The following is a 20,206-nucleotide window of genomic DNA, read 5'->3' on the forward strand; positions in this document are numbered from 1 at the left end:
ACGAACACCAAACGAGACTCGCGAGTGGATCTGTTTTTGACGGTCGACGGGCCGCCGATCTGCGAAAATATGACCGATGCGGAGTTTCGAAAGAAAGTCCTGGCTTTACGTGACGACGCGGTAAAAATAGTCGCGCAGCGACTTCATGAATTAAGCGCCTGGAAAGCGCACGCACGGGCACGAGTCAGGGAGTGGTTCGGGAGTGACGACGAGTCCACTCGAGGTGTGCTGAGCGAAGGATTGGCGGCCTTGGTGATCGTTATGCAAGGGCTGACGGCAAGAAATTTCGTCCGTTCCGATCCCGAATTAGATAGGGCTTTGGGGTGTACACCGAACACCAAAAATTTAGCTGGTGAAGTCGCGCACGTTTGTGGCCCGGATACCGCAACGCATACGATATCTATCACGCCCAAGTTCTGTGAACTACCGGACACAAGTGCTGGTACGTTTGACTCGATGCAACTCACCATTGTTCACGAGTGTGTGCATTTTATGGACACGTTCGGTGCGCTCGATTACAAGAACACCTATGGACAATTTCTCAGCAGACGCCTCGCAAAAGAAGAACCAGCAATGGCGATCAGGAATGCGGACAATCTTGCTTGGTATATCTTGTGCGTTGATTAGCCTTTCGGCGTTGTGTGCTTCGAGTGCGACGTTTGCTTGTAGTTTTGCTTTGCAATATGAGAGCAAGCTTGAGCGCGATGTTGTGTCCATTTCAAATGCCGACCGGATCGCGCTCGCCAGTTTGTTGATTACCGTTCGAAGTAGCGTCGCAAACGATGGTCCTGTCGTGATCTACGGCTATTCGGACGAGCGCGAACGCAACGCGATTGTAGTCGCTCTCAGTCGAGCAAATGCTGTTAGGGCGTATCTGCTCGATCTCGGTGTTTCAAAAGACCGAATTCATGTCGAATCGAAAATCTGGCGACGGGATTCCGCTGTTCCTGCCGGTAAGCGCAATCAGATAGAGGTCGAATTTATTCCTGCATGCTCGCCGGGCGCCTGCGAGAATCCGTGTGGTATCGCGTTGCCGGTACAGGAGCAATGATGGCGAAACGCGCGCATGTGAGACACCCCTTGTGGAGCGCCTACTTCTTTGCGAAGGGGGCAGCGGAAATGGCGGCGGTGCCGACGGCGGCTCGAAGCCAGGACAGGCGATCGGACATGGATGCAGATCTCTCAGGTTTTGTTGTGAGGCTGCATGTTAAGGCATCGCCGATCGACCGACGCGGATCGACCGGATGGTGGTATGGCGCCCGGCGCGCTCGCCCGTGCCCCGCGATCGATTCCGCCTGAAGGCGATCGATTGCGGGGCGTCAGGTCATGTGCGTCAGGCAGCCGTTGTTCCATCGGCTCGCGCCAGCACTCGCGCGAGCCGGAGAACCATCACATCACGGCGCGACAACCGGATGCTTCAGCGCATGCGCGGTCTCGATCCACTGCGCGTGGAATTCGTCCGCGTCGGGCCGGAGCCCCAGCTCGCCGTTGCGATAGGCCATCGCGAGCGTCTGCACGGCTTCCGGCAACTCGTGTTCGGCGGCCCGGCGATACAGCGCGAGCGCGCGCGCCTCGTCGCGCGGCACGCCGCTGCCGTCGCGGTACGCGTTTGCGAGCATGAAGTCCGCGGCCGGGATGTCCGCGCGCGACGCGACGTCGAACCAGTGCGCGGCCTGCACCGGATCGGCGGCGATGCCGTAACCGCTGCGATAGATCAGCCCGAGGTAATACGCGGCGGCCGGGTCGCCCTGTTCGGCCGCTTCGCCGAGCAGCGCGCGTGCGCGTGCGTAGTCCTTCGGGGTGTCGCCGCTGCCGAGCAGCAGTGCCTTGCCGAGCGCGAGTTGCGCGCGCCGCGCGGCCGGCGCGTCAGCCTTGCCGACCGCCTGTGCAGCGGTTTCCAGCCAGCCGCGCCCCTCGTCGCGCAGCCCCGGCTCGCGCGCGTCGACGAGCGCGATGCCGAGCGCCGCTTGCGCGGCGCCCGACCCGCGCCGCGCGAGCGTGCGCAATTGCGCGAGCGCGTGCGGCTCGGTGGCCTGCGTGACCATCGCCTGCCACTCGTCGAGCTGCGCGGCGCTCGGCGCGGGGCCGGCACCGCGCAGGCCGGTCGCCGCGACGACGGCCGCGACGGTCACGGCCGCCGCCGCGAGCAGCGCGGCCGGCGGGAGTTTCGCGCGCAGCAGGCGCCGCGCGGCGGCGGCGAAGCCGGTTTCGGCTGGCCGCATCGTCCGGATCGGTTGCATCGCGTGTCTCATTGCGTGAGGTCGATCTCGTAGGTGGCGAGGTTCTTGCCCGAGCCGTCGTCGGCCGCGACCTGCGTGATGCCGGTCAGGCCGGCAGCCGCCGCATCGCCGAGGCGGTTCGGCGCGGACGCGAACTGCACGTGCGCGACCGAGCTCGCGAGCTTCGTGAAGCGCCAGCTGCGCTGCGCGCCGTCCGCCGCGCGCGTGATCGCGCCGCGCTTCTTGATGAACGCGATCAGCACGTCGCGGTTCGCGTCCGGCGACGCGAAGATCGTCTTGCTGCCGTCGAGGCCCGGGAAGTTGCCGCCGCCGCTCGCGCGGTAGTTGTTGGTCGCGACGATGAGCTGCGCGTTCGGGTCGAGCGGCGCGCCCTTGTACGTCAGGTTCCTGATCCGGCTGCCGAGCGGCTGCGTGACGTCGATTTCGTACGCGAGATCGGCCGACGTGAACATGTCGAAGTTGTAGCCGGGGAAACTGCTGACGAGCGGCTGCACGGTCGCCTTGGTCGGGTCGATCCGGTTGAAGCGCTTCGCGGCGGTTTCGAGCCAGTTCTTCACGTCGGCGCCGCTCACCTTCACCGCGTACACGGTGTTCGGATACAGGTACAGGTCGGCCGCGTTGTTGATCGCGAGCGAGCCCGGCGCGACGTCGGTGTAGTCGCTTCCGCCGCCGAAGCCGCTCTTGAACGGCGCGCTGACCGACAGCACCGGCAGCGACGCGTATTGCGGCAGGTTCGCCTGCACGTAGGTCTTCACGTAGTCGGCCTGCGCCTCGTTGACGATCTGGATCGCGCCCGGGTCGCCGACATCGGCGAAGTAAGAGTTCATCCGGTAGTCGGTCGAGCCGATCGGCGTCTTCACGTAGTCGATCGTCGCCTGGTGCTCGGCCGCGATCGCGGCGGATACCGCCGGGTCGGCCGCGACGTAGGTCTTGTCGGCGTTCTGGATCGGCCGCGCCTCGACGGTCGTCTGCGACTTGTCGACGCTCCACGTCTTGCCGTCGAATTTCAGGCCGAGCTTGATCACGCCGAGGTGCTTGCCCCAGTAGTTGGCCATCACGGTCGGCACGCCGTTGACGGTGCCCTTGACCTTGTCGACGCCCGGCAGGTTGAACTGCGACACGGTGCTGTTCGCGTCCGGGAACACCTGGTGCGAGTGGCCGATCAGCATCGCGTCGATGCCGGAGACGGTCGACAGCCACCAGCTCCCGTTTTCCATCGTCGGCGAATACGCGGAATTGTCGAGGCCGCCGTGCGAGATCGCGACGACGAGATCGGCGCCCTTCGCGCGCATCTCGGGAATGTACTTCTCGGCGGCTTCCTTCAGGCCGGTCGTGTAGACCTTGCCGTCGAGCCAGCGCTTGTCCCAGTTCATGATCGCGGGCGGCGTGAAGCCGATGATGCCGACCTTCACCGGCGCGCTGACCGTCTTGCCGTCCGGCGTCGTCGCCGTCACCGTGCGGGTCAGGATCGTGTACGGCGTGAACAGCGGCGCGTTGGTCTTCGCGCTGATCACGTTCGCGAGCACCTGCGGGAAGTTCGGGCCCGCGCACTTCTTCTGCTGGGCCGGGGCCGGCAGGCCGTCGACCTCGAACGTGTTGCCGGTCACCTGCGACAGGTACGGCAGCCCGTAGTTGAATTCGTGATTGCCGATCCCGCCGCCGTCGAATTTCGCGGCGTTCATCACCTTGTAGATCGCGAGCGTCTGGTCGCAGCCGATCGGCTTCACGAGCGCCTGGTAGTCCGACAGCGCGGTGCCCTGGATCGTGTCGCCGTTGTCGAGCAGCAGCGTGTTCGGGTACTGCGCGCGCGCCTGCGCGATCAGCGTCGACACGCGCTCGAAACCGAGCGAATTGTCGGCGGCGAGCTTGAAATAGTCATACGACAGCACGTTGGTGTGCAGGTCGGTCGTCTCGAGCAGCGCGAGCGTGGCCGTCGTGCCGACGGGCGCCTGGGCCTGCGTCTGCGACGGCGGCGGGGCGGTGACGTCGTCGCCGCCGCAGCCGGCGAGGGCAAAGGCGAGGCTGGCGAGCGCGGCGGCGGCCGGTACGCGGCGGCGGGAAAGCGGGGGGAAACGCATCGGTTGTCCTGTTCGGTGTTCTGTTCTGTGAAATGCGGGGTGCGCAACGAAATGGCGGCGCGGGGCGCCGACGGCCTGATGTGCGACGCGTGAGAGTATCGAAAGGAAACGTGACGGAAGAATGAAAGGTGGCGACGCCGGCAACGGGCCGCGGTATGCGGCGGTCTCCGGGCCGACCCGGGCCGGGCGCCGCCGGCCAGGCGCCCCCAGCCAGGCGCCTCCACGGAAATCCTCACGTCGCTGCGCCGGGCGGTTCGCTACAATGGCCGCTGTCATCCTTTTGCAAACAACCTGCCCTTGGACTTCGAGACTCCTCCCGGCCTGTCGGTCGACGCCGGCGGCCAGGGCCAGACGGTGCGCCTGACCGGCCAGTGGACCGCAATCGCGCTCGCGCGCAATCGCGGCGCGGTTGCGCGCCGTGTCGCGAGCATCGGGTCCGGGCGCGTGAGCGAGTGGGATCTGTCCGGTATCGAGCGGCTCGACCACGTCGGCGGCCAGGCGCTGTGGCGCGTGTGGGGCCGCAAGCTGCCGGCCGGTGTCGAGTTGAGCGCCACGCAGCGCACGATCTTCGAGCGCATCGAGCGGCTCGACAGCGGGCGCGAGGCGCCCGAGCGCATCGTGCGCTTCGATCCCGTCACGCGGCTCGGCCAGGCGATCTTCTCGTTCGGCGAACACCTGCAGGGCGGCATCGCGATGTTCGGCCGCGTGATCCTCGATGCGCTGTCGGTGCTGCGCCGCCCGAAGACCATGCCGTGGAAGGAAACCTCGGCGAACATCTACAGCGCCGGCGCGCAAGCGCTGCCGATCACCGCGCTCGTCGCGTTCCTGATCGGCATCGTGCTGAGCTACCTGTCCGCGCAGCAGCTGCAGATGTTCGGCGCGAACCGCTACATCGTGAACATCCTCGGGCTGTCGGTGATTCGCGAGCTCGGCCCCGTGCTGTCGGCGATCCTCGTCGCGGGCCGCTCGGGCTCGGCGATCACCGCGCAGATCGGCGTGATGCGCGTGACCGAGGAGCTCGACGCGATGCGCGTGATGGGCATCCCGCACGGGCTGCGGCTGATCCTGCCGCGCGTGCTCGCGCTCGGCGTCGCGATGCCGCTGCTCGTGATGTGGACCAACATCATCGCGCTGACGGGCGGCGCGCTCGCCGCGAAGCTCGTGCTCGGGATCGACGTCAACTATTTCGTGCGCTCGCTGCCGGGCGTCGTGCCGATCGCGAACCTGTACATCGGCGTCGGCAAGGGCGTCGTGTTCGGCATGCTGATCGCGCTGGTCGCCTGCCATTTCGGCTTCCGGATCAAGGCGAACTCGCAGAGCCTCGGCGAAGGCACGACCACGTCGGTCGTGTCGTCGATCACGGTCGTGATCCTCGCCGACGCGGTGTTCGCGATCCTGTTCCAGAACGTGGGGCTCGGATGAACGCATCGAACGAAACGCCGGCCGACGCCGCGGCAGTCGGCGTCGCGTCGGTCGGCACACAGTCGGCCGCGGCGGATGGCGGCGACCTCGTGATCGAGGTGCGCAACCTGACCAAGCGCTACGGGCGCAACATCATTCACCAGAAGCTCGACTTCGACGTGCGGCGCGGCGAGATCGTGTCGATCGTCGGCGGCTCGGGCTCCGGCAAGACGACGCTCGTGCGGCAGATCCTCGGCCTCGAGCGGCCGACGTCGGGCACGATCAAGGTGTTCGGCGAAGATACGGCGACGATCGACGCCGCGACCGCGCGGATGATGCGCACCCGCTCCGGGATGCTGTTCCAGCAGGGCGCGCTGTTCTCGTCGATGACGGTATTCGACAACGTCGCGCAGCCGCTGCGCGAGCTCGGCCGCGTGCCGCCGGACCTGCTGCACGACATCGTGATGCTGAAGCTCGAGATGGTCGGGCTGCCGTGCAAGCACGCGTCGAAGATGCCGGCCGCGCTGTCGGGCGGGATGGTGAAGCGGGTCGGCATCGCGCGCGCGATCGCGCTCGAGCCCGAGCTGCTGTTTCTCGACGAACCGACGGCCGGCCTCGATCCGCAGGCGTCCGACGAATTCGTCGAGCTGATCGCGACGCTGCACCGCACGCTCGGGCTGACCGTCGTGATGGTGACGCACGATCTCGACACGATGGTCGCGCTGTCGACGCGCGTCGCGGTGCTGGCCGACCGCAAGGTGCTGGTCGCCGCGCCGGTCGAGGAGGTCGCGAACGTCGACCATCCGTTCATCCACGAATATTTCCTGGGGCTGCGCGGGCGCCGCGCATTGCAGGCGCTGCCGCCCGAGCGGCGCGCGAAGTTGCCGAAGGCGGCCCTGGAACCGGCGCTGTCGAGCGTCGAGCTGTAGCAAGCAGGCAAGGACAAGGAACCCCCTGATGGAAAACAAATCACATGCGTTCTGGGCCGGCCTGTTCACGATCGCGCTGACGCTCGCGATCGCGGGCACCGTGTTCTGGTTCAACGTCGACCGTACCGTGCGCGTGCCGTACGACCTGCTCGCGCGCACCAACGTGACGGGGCTGTTCCCGGACGCGGCCGTGCGCTTTCGCGGCCTCGACGTCGGCAAGGTGCAGTCGATCGGCTTCGATCGCACGCACCCCGGCCAGATCCGGATCCGGATTCTCGTCGACCACGACGCGCCGATCACGCAGTCGACCTACGGCAGCCTCGGCTTCCAGGGCGTGACGGGCATCGCGTTCGTGCAGCTCGAGGATACGGGCCGCGACCTGGCGCCGCTGCCGTCGTCGCAGAAGGCGATCGCGCAGATCCCGATGCGGCCGAGCCTGTTCGACCAGATCCAGGAGCGCGGCGACGTGCTGCTGCGGCAGCTCGAACTGGCCGCGAAAAGCGCGAACGCGCTGATGTCGCCCGAGATGCGCGAGCAGTTGCGCGCGACGGCCGAAAGCCTGCAGCACGCGGCCGATGGCGCGACGACGCTGTCGAAGCAACTTGCCCCGGCCGTCGCCGCGCTGCCGCAGACGATGCACGAGGTGAACCGCACGATGGCGTCGGCGAACACGCTGCTGCAGCCGAACGGGCCGCTCGTGTCGAACCTGAACAAGGCCGGCACGGCCGCCGAGCAGGTCGGCGTCGCGCTGAACGATCTCAACGCGCGCGTGCAGTACGACACGCTGCCGCGCTTCAATGCGCTGGCCGGCAGCGTCGGCGACGCGTCGCGGCAATTGAAGGACGTCGCCGGTGAACTCGGCCGCAACCCGCGCAGTCTGCTGTTCGGTTCGCCCGGCACGGCGCCGGGGCCCGGCGAAGCGGGCTTCGTCTGGCCGGGTGCGACGGCCGCGAAGTGAAGCGGGCCGGAAACCCATCGATCGTCCGGCCGGAAACGGCCGGGCAGTGACGCCCATCGAAACCGGAAACATCATGCAGGAACACGCCATGCCACGAATCCTTGACCGCGCGCTGCGTCCGGCCGCGACCGCGCTCGCCGTGCTGACGCTCGCGCTCGCGGCCGGCTGCGCCGGCAACAGCGCGGCGCTGACGAATGTCCGCTACGACCTCGGGCCGGCCGCGTCGGTCGCGACCGCCAGTTCGGGCCCGGCGCTGAAGGTGCTCGATATCGCCGCGCCCGACGCGCTCGATTCGGACAAGTTCGCGTACCGCCTCGCGTATGCGGATGCGCAGCACGTGGCCGTCTATCGCGACAGCCGCTGGACCGCGCCGCCCGCGCAACTGCTCACGCAGCGGCTGCGCGGCGCGCTGTCGTCGCGCGGTGCGGTGCTCGAAGGGTCCGACGGCGTGCGCGCGCCGACCCTCAAGGTCGACCTGAACGAATTCGAGCAGGTGTTCGACGGGGAGTCGCAGAGCCACGGCGCCGTCACCGCGCGCGCGACGCTGACGCTGGACGGCAAGGTGCTCGGCCAGCGCACGTTCGTCGCGCGCGCGCCGTCGAGCACGCCCGACGCCGCCGGCGGCGCGCGTGCGCTCGCGGCGGCGAGCGACGAGCTCGTGTCGCAGATCGCCGCGTGGGTCGGCATGCAGGCGTACGCGGGCACGCCGTGACGCGCGCCGCGCAGCCGCGATGAACGCGACCGGCACGCATCGCACATCGCCGCTCGCGCGGCAGGCCTTTGCCGCTTACGCGGCGCTCATCGTCTACGCGTCGCTGTATCCGTTCGAAGGCTGGGTGTCGCTCGGCATCGGGCCGTTCGACTACCTGTTCGCGCCGATGCAGCGCTATGTGACCGCGTTCGACGTGGTCACGAACGTGCTTGGCTATTTGCCGTTCGGCGCGCTTGGCGTGCTCGCGCTGCACCCGCGCTGGCGCGGGGTTGCCGCGACGCTGATCGCGGGCGCGCTCGGCGTGCTGCTGTCGGGCTCGATGGAGGCGCTGCAGACCTACCTGCCGACGCGCGTCGCGTCGAATCTCGATCTTGCGGCCAACGCGCTCGGCGCGCTGCTGGGCGCGGCGCTCGTCGCGCCGGCCACCGGGGCGCTGCTCGATCGCGGCGCGCTGCGCCGGCTGCGCTTCGCGTGGTTCGAGGCCGACGGCGCGACGCCGCTCCTGCTCGCCGCGCTGTGGCCGTTCGCGATCCTGTTTCCGTCGCCGTTCCTGTTCGGCATCGGCGACTGGCCGGCCGCGCTGTGGGAGCGCGCCGACGCGTCGATGCAGGACACGCTGCTCGCGTGGCTGCCGGCCGCGTGGCGCGTGAGCGAATGGCCCGAACGCGTCGACGGCTGGCTGTCCGACTCGGCGTGGGAGGCTGCGCTCGGCGGGCTGATGCTGTTCGCCGCGCTGGCGATCGCGTCGCTCGCGATGCGGCCGCGCGCACCGCGCATCCGGCTGCTGATCGCACTCGTCGCCGCGACGCTCGTGCTGAAGGCGGCCGCGACGTTCATGCAGTCGGCCACGGGTCTCGTCGTCGTGTGGGCGACGCCCGGCGCGCGGCTCGGCATCGAGCTCGGTTTCGCGGCCGCACTCGTCGCGCTGCGCGTGCCGGCGACCTGGCGCGCGACGCTCGCGGCGCTCGCGCTGCTGGCCGGTGTGGCGCTCGTCAACCTGCTGCCGGTCAATCCGTTCTTCGACTTCACGCTGTCGGGCTGGCGGCAGGGCCGCTACGTGCACTTCAACAGCATCGCGCGCTGGCTCGCGTGGATCTGGCCCTACGCGGCGCTGATCTGGCTCGGCCAGCGCGTCGAGCGCGCGTGGCTGCCGGCCGCGGTGCGGCGCTGACGCGGCGATCCGGGCAGGGCCGCCGCCGCGCTGTCGCGGCGCGGGCAGCGGCGCGCGCCGGTCGCTATAATCGTCCGCAACATCATCCGTTGCACCGCGCAACGGCAATCGCTCCTCTTTCCGCACGGCATCGCGCCGGGCCGCTCGTCACCATCATGGATTCCTACTACCAGCACCACGTCTTCTTCTGCCTGAACCAGCGCGAACCGGGCGCCGAACGGCCGAGCTGCGCGCAATGCGACGCGCAGACCATGCAGGAATACGCGAAAAAGCGCGTGAAGGAACTCGGCCTCGCGGGGCCCGGCAAGGTTCGCATCAACAAGGCCGGCTGCCTCGACCGCTGCGAGGAAGGGCCCGTGATGGTCGTGTATCCGGAAGGCACGTGGTACACGTACGTCGACCAGGCCGACATCGACGAGATCGTCGAGTCGCACCTGCGCGACGGCAAGGTCGTCGATCGCCTGAAGATCTGAGCGGGCCGGCCGAATGAACGTTCATACGCAGAAATCGCTGATCGCGGGCCCGGTCGGGCAGATCGAAATCGCGGTCGACCTGCCCGACGCGGTGCGCGAAGGCGGCGCCGCGCCGCGCGGCATCGCGCTCGTCGCGCATCCGCATCCGCTGTTCGGCGGCACGATGGACAACAAGGTCGCGCAGACCCTGGCGCGCACGCTCGTCCAGCTCGACTACGTCGTCTACCGGTCGAACTTCCGCGGCGTTGGCGCGACCGAAGGCGTGCACGACAACGGCACCGGCGAGGCCGACGATCTGCTCGCGGTGCTCGCGCACATGCGCGCGCAGCCCGCGTATGCGGACCTGCCGCTCGTGCTCGCGGGTTTCTCGTTCGGCACCTTCGTGCTGTCGCATGTCGCGAAGCGGCTGCGCGACGCGGGCGAGTCGATCGAGCGGATGGTGTTCGTCGGCACGGCCGCGAGCCGCTGGCAGGTCGCCGACGTGCCGGAGAACACGCTCGTGATCCACGGCGAAACCGACGACACGGTGCCGATCGCATCGGTGTACGACTGGGCGCGACCGCAGGAGCTGCCGGTCGTCGTGATCCCCGGCGCCGAGCATTTCCTCCATCGCAAGCTGCATGTGCTGAAGCGCATCATCGTCGACGCATGGCGCTAGCCGGCACGCGGGCGCCGGCGTAACGGCCGGCGGCCCGCGTCGCGCACCGGCACCCGGCCGGATGCGCGAGTGACCACGCGACATCGCGCCGCACGGCGCTACCCGACTTGCACGCCGCCTGCGCGCGCCTTTCGCGCGGCTTCGAGCGCGCTTGCCTACAGCGTGCACGCGCTATTCTGCTGAAGCCGGTGGCGGCCGTCCTGCGATCGCGCCGTGTTCGACGCCAATCGGCACTGGTGTGCCGCGCCTTCGCGCCGGTGGCGGCGTGGCAATTCCTCGCGATGCCGCTGCACATCGCCGCGGTTTGCGCGTTGCCGCGAGCACGAATCCGCCGGCACATCGGCACCGCCCGGCACCGGACACGACACCCGGTTCGCGAAAACGCCGTTCGCAGCCACGTATAATGGCCGCATTTCGCGTCGCCCGCGGCCCGGCTGGGCCCATGCGGCGCTCGTTTCGCCGCCTGTCCGACCGCTCGCGACGGCCGCGAACCGAACGCGTCCGCACGAGTCCAACCGGCGCGTTTCGCGTCGCCCGACGATGTCGGGCGAATGCCCGAAACGCCCGCCGCCTTGCCGTTCAACCCTGCGCGTTTCGCACCGCACTTTCTGCCATCAGCCTGAATCGATCATGCGTCTGTCTCCCCAAGGCCTCAAGTCCCTCGCTTCCTCCATCGCCTTCGGCACCGCCGCGCGCAACGTCGCGCTCGGCGTGATGCTGCCCGTCGCGCTCGCGTCGACGATCGTCGTCGCCGAGGCGAAGCCGGCCGCCAAGACCCGGGCCGCGCATGCGGCGCCGGCCGCCGCTGCCGAGCAGTTCACCGGCGCGCCCGCGGTCTACATGCCGGGCGCGGTGCCGCCGCCGGGCGTGAATGCGCGTTCGTGGGTGCTCGTCGATGCGACGAGCAACACGGTGCTCGCATCGGGCAATGCGGACGAGCGCGTCGAGCCCGCATCGCTGACGAAGCTGATGACGGCCTACCTCGTGTTCGAGGCGCTCGACAAGAAGAAGATCTCGATGGAGCAGATCGTCACGCCGAGCGAAGCGGTGCGCCGCGTCGGCCGTGACGAGTCGCGCATGTTCATCGAGGCGAACAAGCCGGTGTCCGTGCATGACCTCGTGTACGGGATGATCATCCAGTCGGGCAACGACGCGGCGATCGCGCTGGCCGAGCTCGTCGGCGGCAGCGAAGGGCAGTTCGTCACGCTGATGAACGACGAGGCGCAGCGCCTCGGCATGAAGGGCACGCACTTCGCCGACGTGAACGGCATGCCCGACCCGAACCACTACACGACGGCCGGCGACCTCGCGAAGCTGTCCGCGCACCTGATCCGCGATTTTCCGCAGTACTACAGCATCTTCTCGGAGAAGGAATTCAAGTACAACAACATCCGCCAGGGCAACCGCAACCGTCTGCTGTGGCTCGACCCGACGGTCGACGGCCTGAAGACGGGCCATACGCAGGCGGCCGGCTACTGCCTGATCGCGTCGGCGAAGCGCGCGATTCCGGGCGTCGACGGCCAGCGTCGCCTGGTGTCGGTGATGATGGGCGAGCAGAAGGAAGGCGAGCGCACGCAGGACAGCATGAAGATGCTGAACTACGGCTATAGCGCGTTCGATTCGGTGCGCCTGTTCAAGGGCGGCCAGGCGATCTCGACGCCGCGCATCTACAAGGGCAAGGACAACACCGTGCAGGTCGGCGTGAAGGGTGACCAGTGGGCAACCGTGCCGCGCGGCCTCGGCGACAAGGTCAAGACGGAAGTCGACGTCAACGCGCCGCTGATCGCGCCGCTCGCGGAAGGCCAGCAGGTCGGCACCGTGAAGATCGTCGCCGACGGCAAGACGCTGTCCGAATTCCCGGTCGTCGCGCTGAAGGCGGTGCCGGAAGCGGGTATCTTCGGGCGTATCTGGGACTCGATCCTGCTGATGTTCAGCAAGAAGAAGTAAGCGCGACGGGCCTTTGTTTTTACGACTTCATCCCCATCTGTCATAGCCATGAGCCAAACCGAATTCGAACCGATCGTCTACCTCAGCGTCTCGTCGCAGGAGGAGCTGGTGCCGCTGTCCGAAGCCCGTGTCCCGGTGCTCGACCGCGGGTTCATCTTCGGCGACGGCGTGTATGAAGTCGTGCCCGTCTATGCGCACGACGGCGCGCACGTGCCGTTCCGGATCGAGCAGCATCTGGAACGGCTCGCGCGCAGCCTGAAGAAGATCGGCATCGACAACCCGCACGATGCGGCCGGCTGGCGCGCGCTGATCGAGCGCGTCGTCGCGGCGAATGCCGATGGCCTCGGCGATGGCAACGCGCTCGTCTACCTGCAGGTGACGCGCGGCGTCGCGAAGCGCGGCCATGCGTTCCCGGCGAACGTGGTGCCGACGGTGTTCGCGATGACGAGCCCGCTGCGCCTGCCGTCGGAAGAAGAGCGCGCGAAAGGCGTGCGCTGCGTGACGGCCGAGGATCGCCGCTGGCTGCATTGCGACATCAAGTCGATCTCGCTGCTCGGCAACGTGCTGATGGCGCAGCATGCGGCGGAACACGATGCGTTCGAGACGCTGCAATTGCGCGACGGTTACCTGACCGAAGGCTCGTCGTCGAACGTGTGGATCGTGAAGAACGGCGTGCTGATCGCGCCGCCGCGCAGCAACAAGATCCTCGAAGGGATCCGCTACGCGCTGGTCGAGGAGCTGGCCGATGAATGCAGGATCCCGTTCGTCGCGCGCGAGATCAGCGAAGTGGAGTTGCGCGCGGCCGACGAAATCATGATCACGTCGGCCACGAAGGAAGTGCTGCCCGTCACGTGGCTCGACGATCTGCCCGTCCAGGGCGGCAAGCCGGGCCCCGTGTTCGCGGCGCTGTATGACGCGTACCAGCGTGCGAAGGCACGCGAGTTTGAACAGTTTGACCTAACCCGGAGAAAATGATGAGCGAACCGACCAAAACCGTCGAGGTCACCGGCGCGATCGAGACCCGGAAGGAGTCGCTGCTGGAGTTCCCGTGCGATTTCCCGATCAAGATCATGGGCAAGGCGCACCCCGAGTTCAAGGACACGATCTTCAAGGTCGTCGCCGTTCACGACAACGAGATCGATGTCGAGAAGATCGAGGAGCGCGCGTCGAGCGGCGGCAATTACACGGGCCTCACGATCACCGTGCGCGCAACGAGCCAGGAACAGCTCGACAACATCTACCGCGCACTGACCGGCCATCCGATGGTCAAGGTCGTACTCTAAGCGCCTTCCATCCTCCTTCCTGCGCGCACTCGGCGGGGGTCTTCCTCGCCGCGCGCCGCGCGTCCAGCTCGTCGCACAGCCGCTTGAATTCGGCGACTTCGTCGAGCAGCCAGGCCCTGAACGCCTGCACCCGCGGCGTGTTCAGCAGCGGCGGCGGACACACGAAAAAATAGTGCCACGGGCTCGGCCCGTCGATGTCGAACAGGCGCACGATGCGCCCGTCCAGCAGGTCGTGCACCGCGAGCGAGCGGCGCACCAGCGCGATGCCCTGGCCGTCGATCGCGGCCAGCAGCAGGTTCGACGAATCCTGGTACAGAATCCCCCGCTTCGGCTCGGTCAGCGTATCGAGCCCGGCCGCGTCGAACCACGGCCGCCACAGCTCGTCGTCCGAGCGCAGCAGGTTGTAGTGCACGAGATCGGCGGGCGTCTGCGGCAGCTTGCCGCCGTTCAGCGTCGGCGCGCACGCCGGAAAAAACACTTCCTCGAACAGCGGCTCGACATGCAGCCCCGGATAGCTGCCGAAGCCGAAGCGGATCGCGAGATCGACGTCGTCGCGCGCGAAATCGGTGAGCGAGTTGGTCGACTGCAGTTCGACGTCGATTTCCGGATGCCGCTCGATGAACGTGCCGATGCGCGGCGTGATGAAGCGCGCGGCGAACGACGACAGCATCGACACCACGAGCCGCCGGTCGCGGTCGCTCGCGCGCACGTCGCGCGTCGCGTCGGCGATCACCATCAGCGCGGTGCGGATCTGCTGCGCGTAGCGCATGCCGGCGTCGGTCAGGCACAGCCGCTTGCCGTTGCGCGTGAAAAGCTGCACGCCGAGCTCCTCCTCGAGCGCGCGCACCTGGTGGCTGACCGCGCCGTGCGTGACGTACAGCTCGTCGGCGGCGCGCGAGAAATTCTCGTGACGGGCGGCGGCTTCGAACGCGCGAATCGCGTTCAGTGCAGGTAGCTGGCGGAGGTCCATTTGCTAATTTTCCTCACATCGACGTGAAAATTGGTCGTTTGGTCGGACGCCTTGAAGTGACTACGATTGTAGCCATCGAAGCATTTATTGGCGGAGTCGATCATGCAAGAAATTTCTTCAAGCATCACGTTCGAAATCCCCGTGGGCGAAACCGTGCCGATGAAGGTGCAACGCAGCACGCGGCTGATTGTCCAGTGCGGGCCGGTCTGGGCCACGCGCAGCAACGACGTCGACGACTACTTCCTGGTCGACGGCGAGACGCTGAAGCTGCGCCGCGGCGAGCGGCTGTGGCTCAGCGCGGAAGGCCGGGAGGGCGCGTGCGTCGCGTTCTCGGTGTCGCGGCCGCCCAAGGAAGTCGCGCTCGGCGGGCTGGCACGGCTGCGCGAACGCGTTTCCGCGCTGCTCCACGACGGATGGCGCACGGTCTGACGATCATTTCCTCCGACGGATACTGACGATCCGTCCCTTTCCCGGGCCGGCGAGACCCATGGGTTTTCGGTAAACTACCGCCCATGTCCGTTTCGCCGGTTTCCATCGTGTCCACGCCTGTCGCCGTTTCCGCATCGCCCGCCGAATCGCCGGTTCAGCCGGTCACCGTGCGCTGGCGGGGCGTCGAGACCTACGAGACCAGTTTCGACGCGATGCGCGCGTTCACCGACACGCGCACGGCCGACACCGGCGACGAGATCTGGCTGGTCGAGCATCTGCCCGTCTACACGCTCGGCCAGGCGGGCGACCCGGCCCACCTGCTGGTGGCCGACAGCGGCGTGCCGCTCGTGAAGGTCGACCGCGGCGGGCAAATCACTTATCACGGCCCCGGCCAGATCGTCGCCTACCTGCTGCTGGACCTGCGCCGGCGCAAGCTGATGGTGCGCACGCTCGTCACGAAGATCGAGGAGGCCGTGATCGAAACCCTCGCGGCGTATAATCTCGCCTCGGTCCGCAAGGCGGGCGCGCCCGGGATCTACGTGGCATCCGGCGTGCACGAAGGCGCGAAAATCGCGGCCCTCGGCCTGAAGATCCGCAACGGCTGCAGCTATCACGGGCTGAGCCTGAACGTGAAGATGGATCTGCGCCCGTTTCTTGCGATCAACCCGTGCGGCTATGCCGGACTGGAAACTGTCGACATGGCGAGCCTCGAGGTTGCCGCCGACTGGAACGACGTCGCCCACACGCTGGTGCGCCGTCTGATCGCCAACCTCGACGGCGCATCCGCGGCCGCCGACAAGCCGCAGGCACTGGAACAATCGAATGACTGACGTTACCGCTTCTCCCGCACCGGCCGATTCGGCCTCGACCCCGGCCTACGATCCGACCGCCAAGCAGAAGGCGCAGGCGAAGACGGCGCGCATCCCGATCAAGGTCATTCCGATCGAGAAACTGAAGAAGCCCGAGTGGATTCGCGTGAAGGCGGCCACCGGCAGCTCGCGTTTCAACGAGATCAAGACGATCCTGCGCGAGCACAACCTGCATACGGTGTGCGAGGAAGCGAGCTGCCCGAACATCGGCGAATGCTTCGGCAAGGGCACCGCGACGTTCATGATCATGGGCGACAAGTGCACGCGCCGCTGCCCGTTCTGCGACGTCGGCCACGGCCGTCCCGATCCGCTCGACACCGACGAGCCGAAGAACCTCGCGCGCACGATCGCCGCGCTGAAGCTCAAGTACGTGGTGATCACGAGCGTCGACCGCGACGACCTGCGCGACGGCGGTGCCGCCCACTTCGTCGAATGCATCCGCGAAACGCGCGCGCAGTCGCCGGACACGCGCATCGAGATCCTGACGCCGGATTTCCGCGGCCGTCTTGACCGCGCGATCTCGATCCTGAACGCCGCGCCGCCCGACGTGATGAACCACAACCTCGAAACGGTGCCGCGCCTGTACAAGGAAGCGCGCCCGGGTTCGGACTACGCGCACTCGCTGAAGCTGCTGAAGGACTTCAAGGCACTGCATCCGGACGTCGCGACGAAGTCGGGCCTGATGGTCGGCCTCGGCGAAACGGAAGAGGAAATCCTGCAGGTGATGCGCGACCTGCGCGCGCACGACGTCGACATGCTGACGATCGGCCAGTACCTGCAGCCGTCCGAGCACCACCTGCCGGTGCGCGCATACGTGCATCCGGATACGTTCAAGATGTACGAGGAAGAAGCGTACAAGATGGGCTTCACGCACGCGGCCGTCGGCGCGATGGTGCGTTCGAGCTATCACGCCGATCTGCAGGCACATGGGGCCGGGGTGGTTTGAGCGCCGCGTTAGCGTTACTGCAGCCTTCACGCAGTCGAAAAAGCCCGCAGCGATGCGGGCTTTTTTGTTGGTGCGGCCGCGATCACTGCATTCGCACGGCAATCGCCACCCGACCGGATGCGCGATCCAGTCGAGCATGGAAAGCAAAGCTGAAACGGCATCGATAGCTTCGCAGGATAAGTTCGCTCCCGCCGCGCGCAAAGCTCCTATAGTCGGCTCTCCCGCAGCAAGGCCCGCATTCCGAAGGAGAGCCGCATGTCCCGTTTCAGCTTCATTCGCCGCGCCGTCGTCGCGCTGACCGCCTTTGCCGCGCTCGGCGCGGCGCACGCCGAATCGCGCGAAGTCGTGATCGCGTACCAGGACATGGTCGTGCCGTGGCGCTACGCGCAGGCAAGCGGTGAAGTCGAAAAGGCGACCGGCTACAAGGTCAGGTTCCGCAAGCTCGACAGCGGCGCTGACGTGATTCGCGCGCTCGCGTCGGGCTCCGTGCAGCTCGGCGAAGCCGGGTCGAGCCCGATCGCGGCCGGCCTGTCGCAAGGGCTCGACATCTCGCTGTTCTGGGTACTCGACAACATCAACGACGCGGAGGCGCTCGTCGCGCGTAACGGCTCGGGCGTTACGAGCGTCGCGGCGTTGAAGGGCAGGAAGATCGGCGTGCCGTTCGTGTCGACGTCGCATTTCCATACGCTCGTCGCGCTGCAGGCCGCGGGCGTCAACCCGAACGACGTGAAGATCGTCAACCTGCGTCCGCCCGAAGTCGCGGCCGCCTGGGCGCGCGGCGACATCGACGCGACCTATATCTGGGATCCCGTGCTGGCGAAGGTCAAGCAGTCGGGCACCGTGCTGACGACGTCGGGCCAGGTTGCGAAAGAAAGCGGCAAGGCGACCTTCGACGGCTTCGTCGTGAGCCGCAAGTTCGCGCGCGAGAACCCCGAGTTCGTCACGCGCTTCGTGAAGGTGCTCGCAGCTGCCGATGCCGACTACCGCGCCCATGCGGCCGCGTGGAAGGCCGGCTCGCCGCAAGTCGCGGCCGTGGCGAAGGTATCGGGCGCGAACGCGCAGGATGTGCCGGCCAGCCTCGCGCTCTACGCATTCCCGACGGCAGCCGAGCAGGCGTCGCCGACGTGGCTCGGCGGCGGCGCGCAATCGGGCGCCGCGAAGTCGCTCGCGGCCACCGCCACGTTCCTCAAATCGCAGGGCACGATCCAGACCGTGCTGTCCGACTATTCGGCCGGCGTCGATCCGCAGTTCGTGCAGAAGGCCGCGCGCTGAGCGCGGTGATTTATTGCGGAGCCCTCGATCATGAGCACGCTGGAAGTTCGTCAGGTATCGGTTGCCTATCCCGGCGAGCGCGGACGGCCGACGACGCAGGCGCTCGCGCGCGTCGACCTGCGCATCGATGCCGGTGAATTCGTCGTCGCGCTCGGCGCATCCGGGTGCGGAAAGACGACGCTGCTGAACTGCATGGCCGGCTTCGTCGCGCCGACGACCGGCGACGTGCGCGTCGACGGCGTGCCGGTCACGGGCCCCGGTGCCGATCGCGGCGTCGTGTTCCAGAAATATGCGCTGTTGCCGTGGCTGGACGTGCTCGACAACGTCGCGCTCGGGCTGCGTTTCGCGCGCGTGTCGAAGGCCGAGCGCGAAGCGCGGGCGCGCGAAATGCTCGCGCTGGTCGGGCTCGACAAGCATGCGCATGCGCGCGTGTACGAGCTGTCGGGCGGGATGCAGCAGCGTGTCGGCATCGCGCGTGCGCTCGCGAGCGACCCGCGCGTGCTGCTGATGGACGAGCCGATGGGCGCGCTCGACGCGATGACGCGCGGCACGATGCAGGCGCTCGTGCTCGACGTCTGGGCGCGCACCGGCAAGACGGTGTTCTTCATCACGCACGACGTCGAGGAGGCGCTGTTCCTCGCGACGCGTCTCGTCGTGATGACGCCGGGCCCCGGCCGGATCGCGGAAACCTTCGAATTGCCGTTCGCGCGCCGCTACGTCGAATCGCGCGATGCGCGCGCCGTGAAGTCGTCGTCGGACTTCATCGCGTGGCGTGAGCGGCTGATCGCGTACCTGCATCGCGACGAGGCGGTCGCGGAGCCCGCGTGATGCGCGAGTTCGCGCGGCAGGGCGTGGCCGTCGGGCGCGGCCGGAACAGCACTTTGACCAGGCAGGACAACATGAGCACGCAGGATTCGTGGGCGGCCGATCGTACGGCCGCGGGTTTCGAGCCGGAAGAGCGCACGACGCGGCGCCAGGCGGCCGCACGCGTCGTGCGCGCCCCTCGTCCATCGCACCGTTACCGGTTGCCGGGGCAGGGGAAGACGGCCGGGCTGAGCGCGGCGACGGTCGCGTCGCTGGCCGTGCTGTGGTGGGTCGCGACGCATCGCCAGTGGCTGCCGCCGCTGTTCCTGCCCGCGCCGGAGGCCGTGTGGGCGGCGTTCGTCGACGCGTGGCACGGCCGCATCCAGGGCGGCCTGCCGCTGTCCGAGCATCTGCTGTGGAGTGCCGCGCGCGTGTTCGGTGCGTTCCTGCTCGCGACCGCGATCGGCGTGCCGGCCGGCATCCTGATGGGCGTGAGCCGCATCGCGCGCGGCGTGTTCGATCCGCTGCTGGAGTTCTACCGGCCGCTGCCGCCGCTCGCGTACCTGCCGCTCGTCGTGATCTGGTTCGGCATCGACGAAACCGCGAAGCTCGTCGTGATCTTCCTCGCGTGCTTCGCGCCGATCGCGATGGCTGCACGCGCCGGCGTGCGTGCGGCGACGGTCGAGCAGATCAACGCCGCGTATTCGCTCGGCGGCAGCTTCGCGCAGATCGTGCGCCATGTCGTGCTGCCCGCCGCGCTGCCGGAAATTCTCACGGGGCTGCGGATCGCGATCGGGTTCGGCTGGACGACGCTCGTCGCGGCCGAGATGGTCGCCGCGACGGCCGGGCTCGGGCAGATGGTGCTGAATGCGTCGAGCTTCCTGCGCACGGATATCGTCGTGATGGGCATCCTGATCATCGGCGCGATCGCGTGGCTGTTCGATCTCGCGATGCGGTGGGTCGAGCGGCGGGTGGCGCCGTGGAAGGGGAGAGGATAGGGGCGGCACGGCGCGCGGGTAGTGTACGCAGGGTGTATGGCGCGGGGCGTGACGTCGATGAGCGGACA

Annotated in this window: 21 protein-coding genes; 18 read left to right on the top strand and 3 right to left on the bottom strand. The window is 67.7% G+C overall.

Annotated features, from left to right (window positions below; all coding sequences use genetic code 11):
• Nucleotides 1-24 precede the first annotated feature (24 nt).
• On the top strand, nucleotides 25-627 hold the full coding sequence (locus JYG32_RS15995; protein WP_249744558.1) for a M35 family metallo-endopeptidase: 603 nt from the start codon (nucleotides 25-27) through the stop codon (nucleotides 625-627).
• A complete protein-coding gene (locus tag JYG32_RS16000) occupies nucleotides 587-1,051 on the top strand; it encodes an OmpA family protein (protein WP_174384361.1) in 465 nt (154 codons plus the stop codon). Before JYG32_RS15995 ends, JYG32_RS16000 begins: the two co-directional genes overlap by 41 nt.
• Nucleotides 1,052-1,394: 343 nt before the next feature.
• Here JYG32_RS16000 and JYG32_RS16005 read toward each other — a convergent pair whose 3' ends face one another.
• Together JYG32_RS16005 and JYG32_RS16010 are read right to left on the bottom strand one after the other, a co-directional pair.
• Nucleotides 1,395-2,240: a tetratricopeptide repeat protein gene (locus JYG32_RS16005; protein ID WP_213264069.1), complete on the bottom strand. Its 846-nt coding sequence runs from the start codon at nucleotides 2,238-2,240 to the stop codon at nucleotides 1,395-1,397.
• Nucleotides 2,241-2,248: 8 nt separating this feature from the next.
• Nucleotides 2,249-4,318 carry a bifunctional 2',3'-cyclic-nucleotide 2'-phosphodiesterase/3'-nucleotidase gene (locus tag JYG32_RS16010; protein WP_213264070.1) on the bottom strand — a complete coding sequence of 690 codons (2,070 nt, stop codon included), beginning with the start codon at nucleotides 4,316-4,318 and terminating at the stop codon, nucleotides 2,249-2,251.
• 297 nt (nucleotides 4,319-4,615) lie between these two features.
• On the opposite strand from JYG32_RS16010, the gene JYG32_RS16015 reads away from it, so the two are divergent.
• The 10 genes from JYG32_RS16015 (at nucleotide 4,616) to JYG32_RS16060 (ending at nucleotide 13,850) form a co-directional block, all read left to right on the top strand.
• A complete protein-coding gene (locus tag JYG32_RS16015; RefSeq protein WP_174384282.1) occupies nucleotides 4,616-5,740 on the top strand; it encodes an MlaE family ABC transporter permease in 1,125 nt (374 codons plus the stop codon).
• A complete protein-coding gene (locus tag JYG32_RS16020; RefSeq protein WP_174384283.1) occupies nucleotides 5,737-6,648 on the top strand; it encodes an ABC transporter ATP-binding protein in 912 nt (303 codons plus the stop codon). Before JYG32_RS16015 ends, JYG32_RS16020 begins: the two co-directional genes overlap by 4 nt.
• A 28-nt stretch (nucleotides 6,649-6,676) precedes the next feature.
• The gene (locus JYG32_RS16025) at nucleotides 6,677-7,606 is read left to right on the top strand and encodes an MlaD family protein (protein WP_174384284.1); all 930 of its coding nucleotides are present in this window, start codon (nucleotides 6,677-6,679) and stop codon (nucleotides 7,604-7,606) included.
• 88 nt (nucleotides 7,607-7,694) lie between these two features.
• Nucleotides 7,695-8,318: an ABC-type transport auxiliary lipoprotein family protein gene (locus JYG32_RS16030; RefSeq protein WP_213264071.1), complete on the top strand. Its 624-nt coding sequence runs from the start codon at nucleotides 7,695-7,697 to the stop codon at nucleotides 8,316-8,318.
• A 19-nt stretch (nucleotides 8,319-8,337) separates the two neighbouring features.
• Nucleotides 8,338-9,489: a VanZ family protein gene (locus JYG32_RS16035; protein ID WP_174383533.1), complete on the top strand. Its 1,152-nt coding sequence runs from the start codon at nucleotides 8,338-8,340 to the stop codon at nucleotides 9,487-9,489.
• A gap of 155 nt (nucleotides 9,490-9,644) precedes the next feature.
• Nucleotides 9,645-9,962 carry a (2Fe-2S) ferredoxin domain-containing protein gene (locus tag JYG32_RS16040; RefSeq protein WP_011694422.1) on the top strand — a complete coding sequence of 106 codons (318 nt, stop codon included), beginning with the start codon at nucleotides 9,645-9,647 and terminating at the stop codon, nucleotides 9,960-9,962.
• 13 nt (nucleotides 9,963-9,975) lie between these two features.
• Nucleotides 9,976-10,620 carry an alpha/beta hydrolase gene (locus tag JYG32_RS16045; RefSeq protein ID WP_047899129.1) on the top strand — a complete coding sequence of 215 codons (645 nt, stop codon included), beginning with the start codon at nucleotides 9,976-9,978 and terminating at the stop codon, nucleotides 10,618-10,620.
• 630 nt (nucleotides 10,621-11,250) lie between these two features.
• Nucleotides 11,251-12,567, top strand: a complete 1,317-nt coding sequence (locus JYG32_RS16050; RefSeq protein WP_174383534.1) for a D-alanyl-D-alanine carboxypeptidase family protein — start codon at nucleotides 11,251-11,253, stop codon at nucleotides 12,565-12,567.
• 48 nt (nucleotides 12,568-12,615) lie between these two features.
• Nucleotides 12,616-13,542 (top strand): D-amino acid aminotransferase, encoded by a 927-nt coding sequence (locus JYG32_RS16055; protein ID WP_213264072.1) that lies wholly within the window; start codon nucleotides 12,616-12,618, stop codon nucleotides 13,540-13,542.
• A complete protein-coding gene (locus JYG32_RS16060; RefSeq protein ID WP_011546305.1) occupies nucleotides 13,542-13,850 on the top strand; it encodes an HP0495 family protein in 309 nt (102 codons plus the stop codon). The genes JYG32_RS16055 and JYG32_RS16060 overlap by 1 nt, the downstream gene beginning before the upstream one ends.
• Here JYG32_RS16060 and JYG32_RS16065 read toward each other — a convergent pair.
• Nucleotides 13,834-14,820, bottom strand: coding sequence for a transcriptional regulator GcvA (locus JYG32_RS16065; RefSeq protein WP_213264073.1), 987 nt, complete (start codon nucleotides 14,818-14,820; stop codon nucleotides 13,834-13,836). The genes JYG32_RS16060 and JYG32_RS16065 overlap by 17 nt on opposite strands.
• A 102-nt stretch (nucleotides 14,821-14,922) precedes the next feature.
• Between JYG32_RS16065 and JYG32_RS16070 the strand changes: the two genes are divergently transcribed.
• From JYG32_RS16070 to JYG32_RS16095, 6 genes are all read left to right on the top strand, one after another.
• On the top strand, nucleotides 14,923-15,249 hold the full coding sequence (locus JYG32_RS16070) for a DUF2917 domain-containing protein (RefSeq protein ID WP_213264074.1): 327 nt from the start codon (nucleotides 14,923-14,925) through the stop codon (nucleotides 15,247-15,249).
• An 83-nt stretch (nucleotides 15,250-15,332) separates the two neighbouring features.
• On the top strand, nucleotides 15,333-16,079 hold the full coding sequence (gene lipB / locus JYG32_RS16075) for a lipoyl(octanoyl) transferase LipB (RefSeq protein ID WP_213264075.1): 747 nt from the start codon (nucleotides 15,333-15,335) through the stop codon (nucleotides 16,077-16,079).
• A complete protein-coding gene (gene lipA, locus JYG32_RS16080) occupies nucleotides 16,072-17,064 on the top strand; it encodes a lipoyl synthase (RefSeq protein ID WP_213264076.1) in 993 nt (330 codons plus the stop codon). Before lipB ends, lipA begins: the two co-directional genes overlap by 8 nt.
• Before the next feature lie 255 nt (nucleotides 17,065-17,319).
• Nucleotides 17,320-18,336, top strand: coding sequence for a taurine ABC transporter substrate-binding protein (gene tauA / locus JYG32_RS16085; protein ID WP_213264077.1), 1,017 nt, complete (start codon nucleotides 17,320-17,322; stop codon nucleotides 18,334-18,336).
• Nucleotides 18,337-18,366: 30 nt separating this feature from the next.
• Complete coding sequence (locus JYG32_RS16090; RefSeq protein ID WP_213264078.1) at nucleotides 18,367-19,164, top strand: taurine ABC transporter ATP-binding protein; 798 nt, start codon at nucleotides 18,367-18,369, stop codon at nucleotides 19,162-19,164.
• Nucleotides 19,164-20,138, top strand: coding sequence for an ABC transporter permease subunit (locus JYG32_RS16095; protein WP_213265441.1), 975 nt, complete (start codon nucleotides 19,164-19,166; stop codon nucleotides 20,136-20,138). The genes JYG32_RS16090 and JYG32_RS16095 overlap by 1 nt, the downstream gene beginning before the upstream one ends.
• Nucleotides 20,139-20,206: the final 68 nt, after the last annotated feature.

It is taken from the genome of Burkholderia pyrrocinia, from assembly GCF_018417535.1.
Classification (GTDB): domain Bacteria; phylum Pseudomonadota; class Gammaproteobacteria; order Burkholderiales; family Burkholderiaceae; genus Burkholderia; species Burkholderia pyrrocinia_E.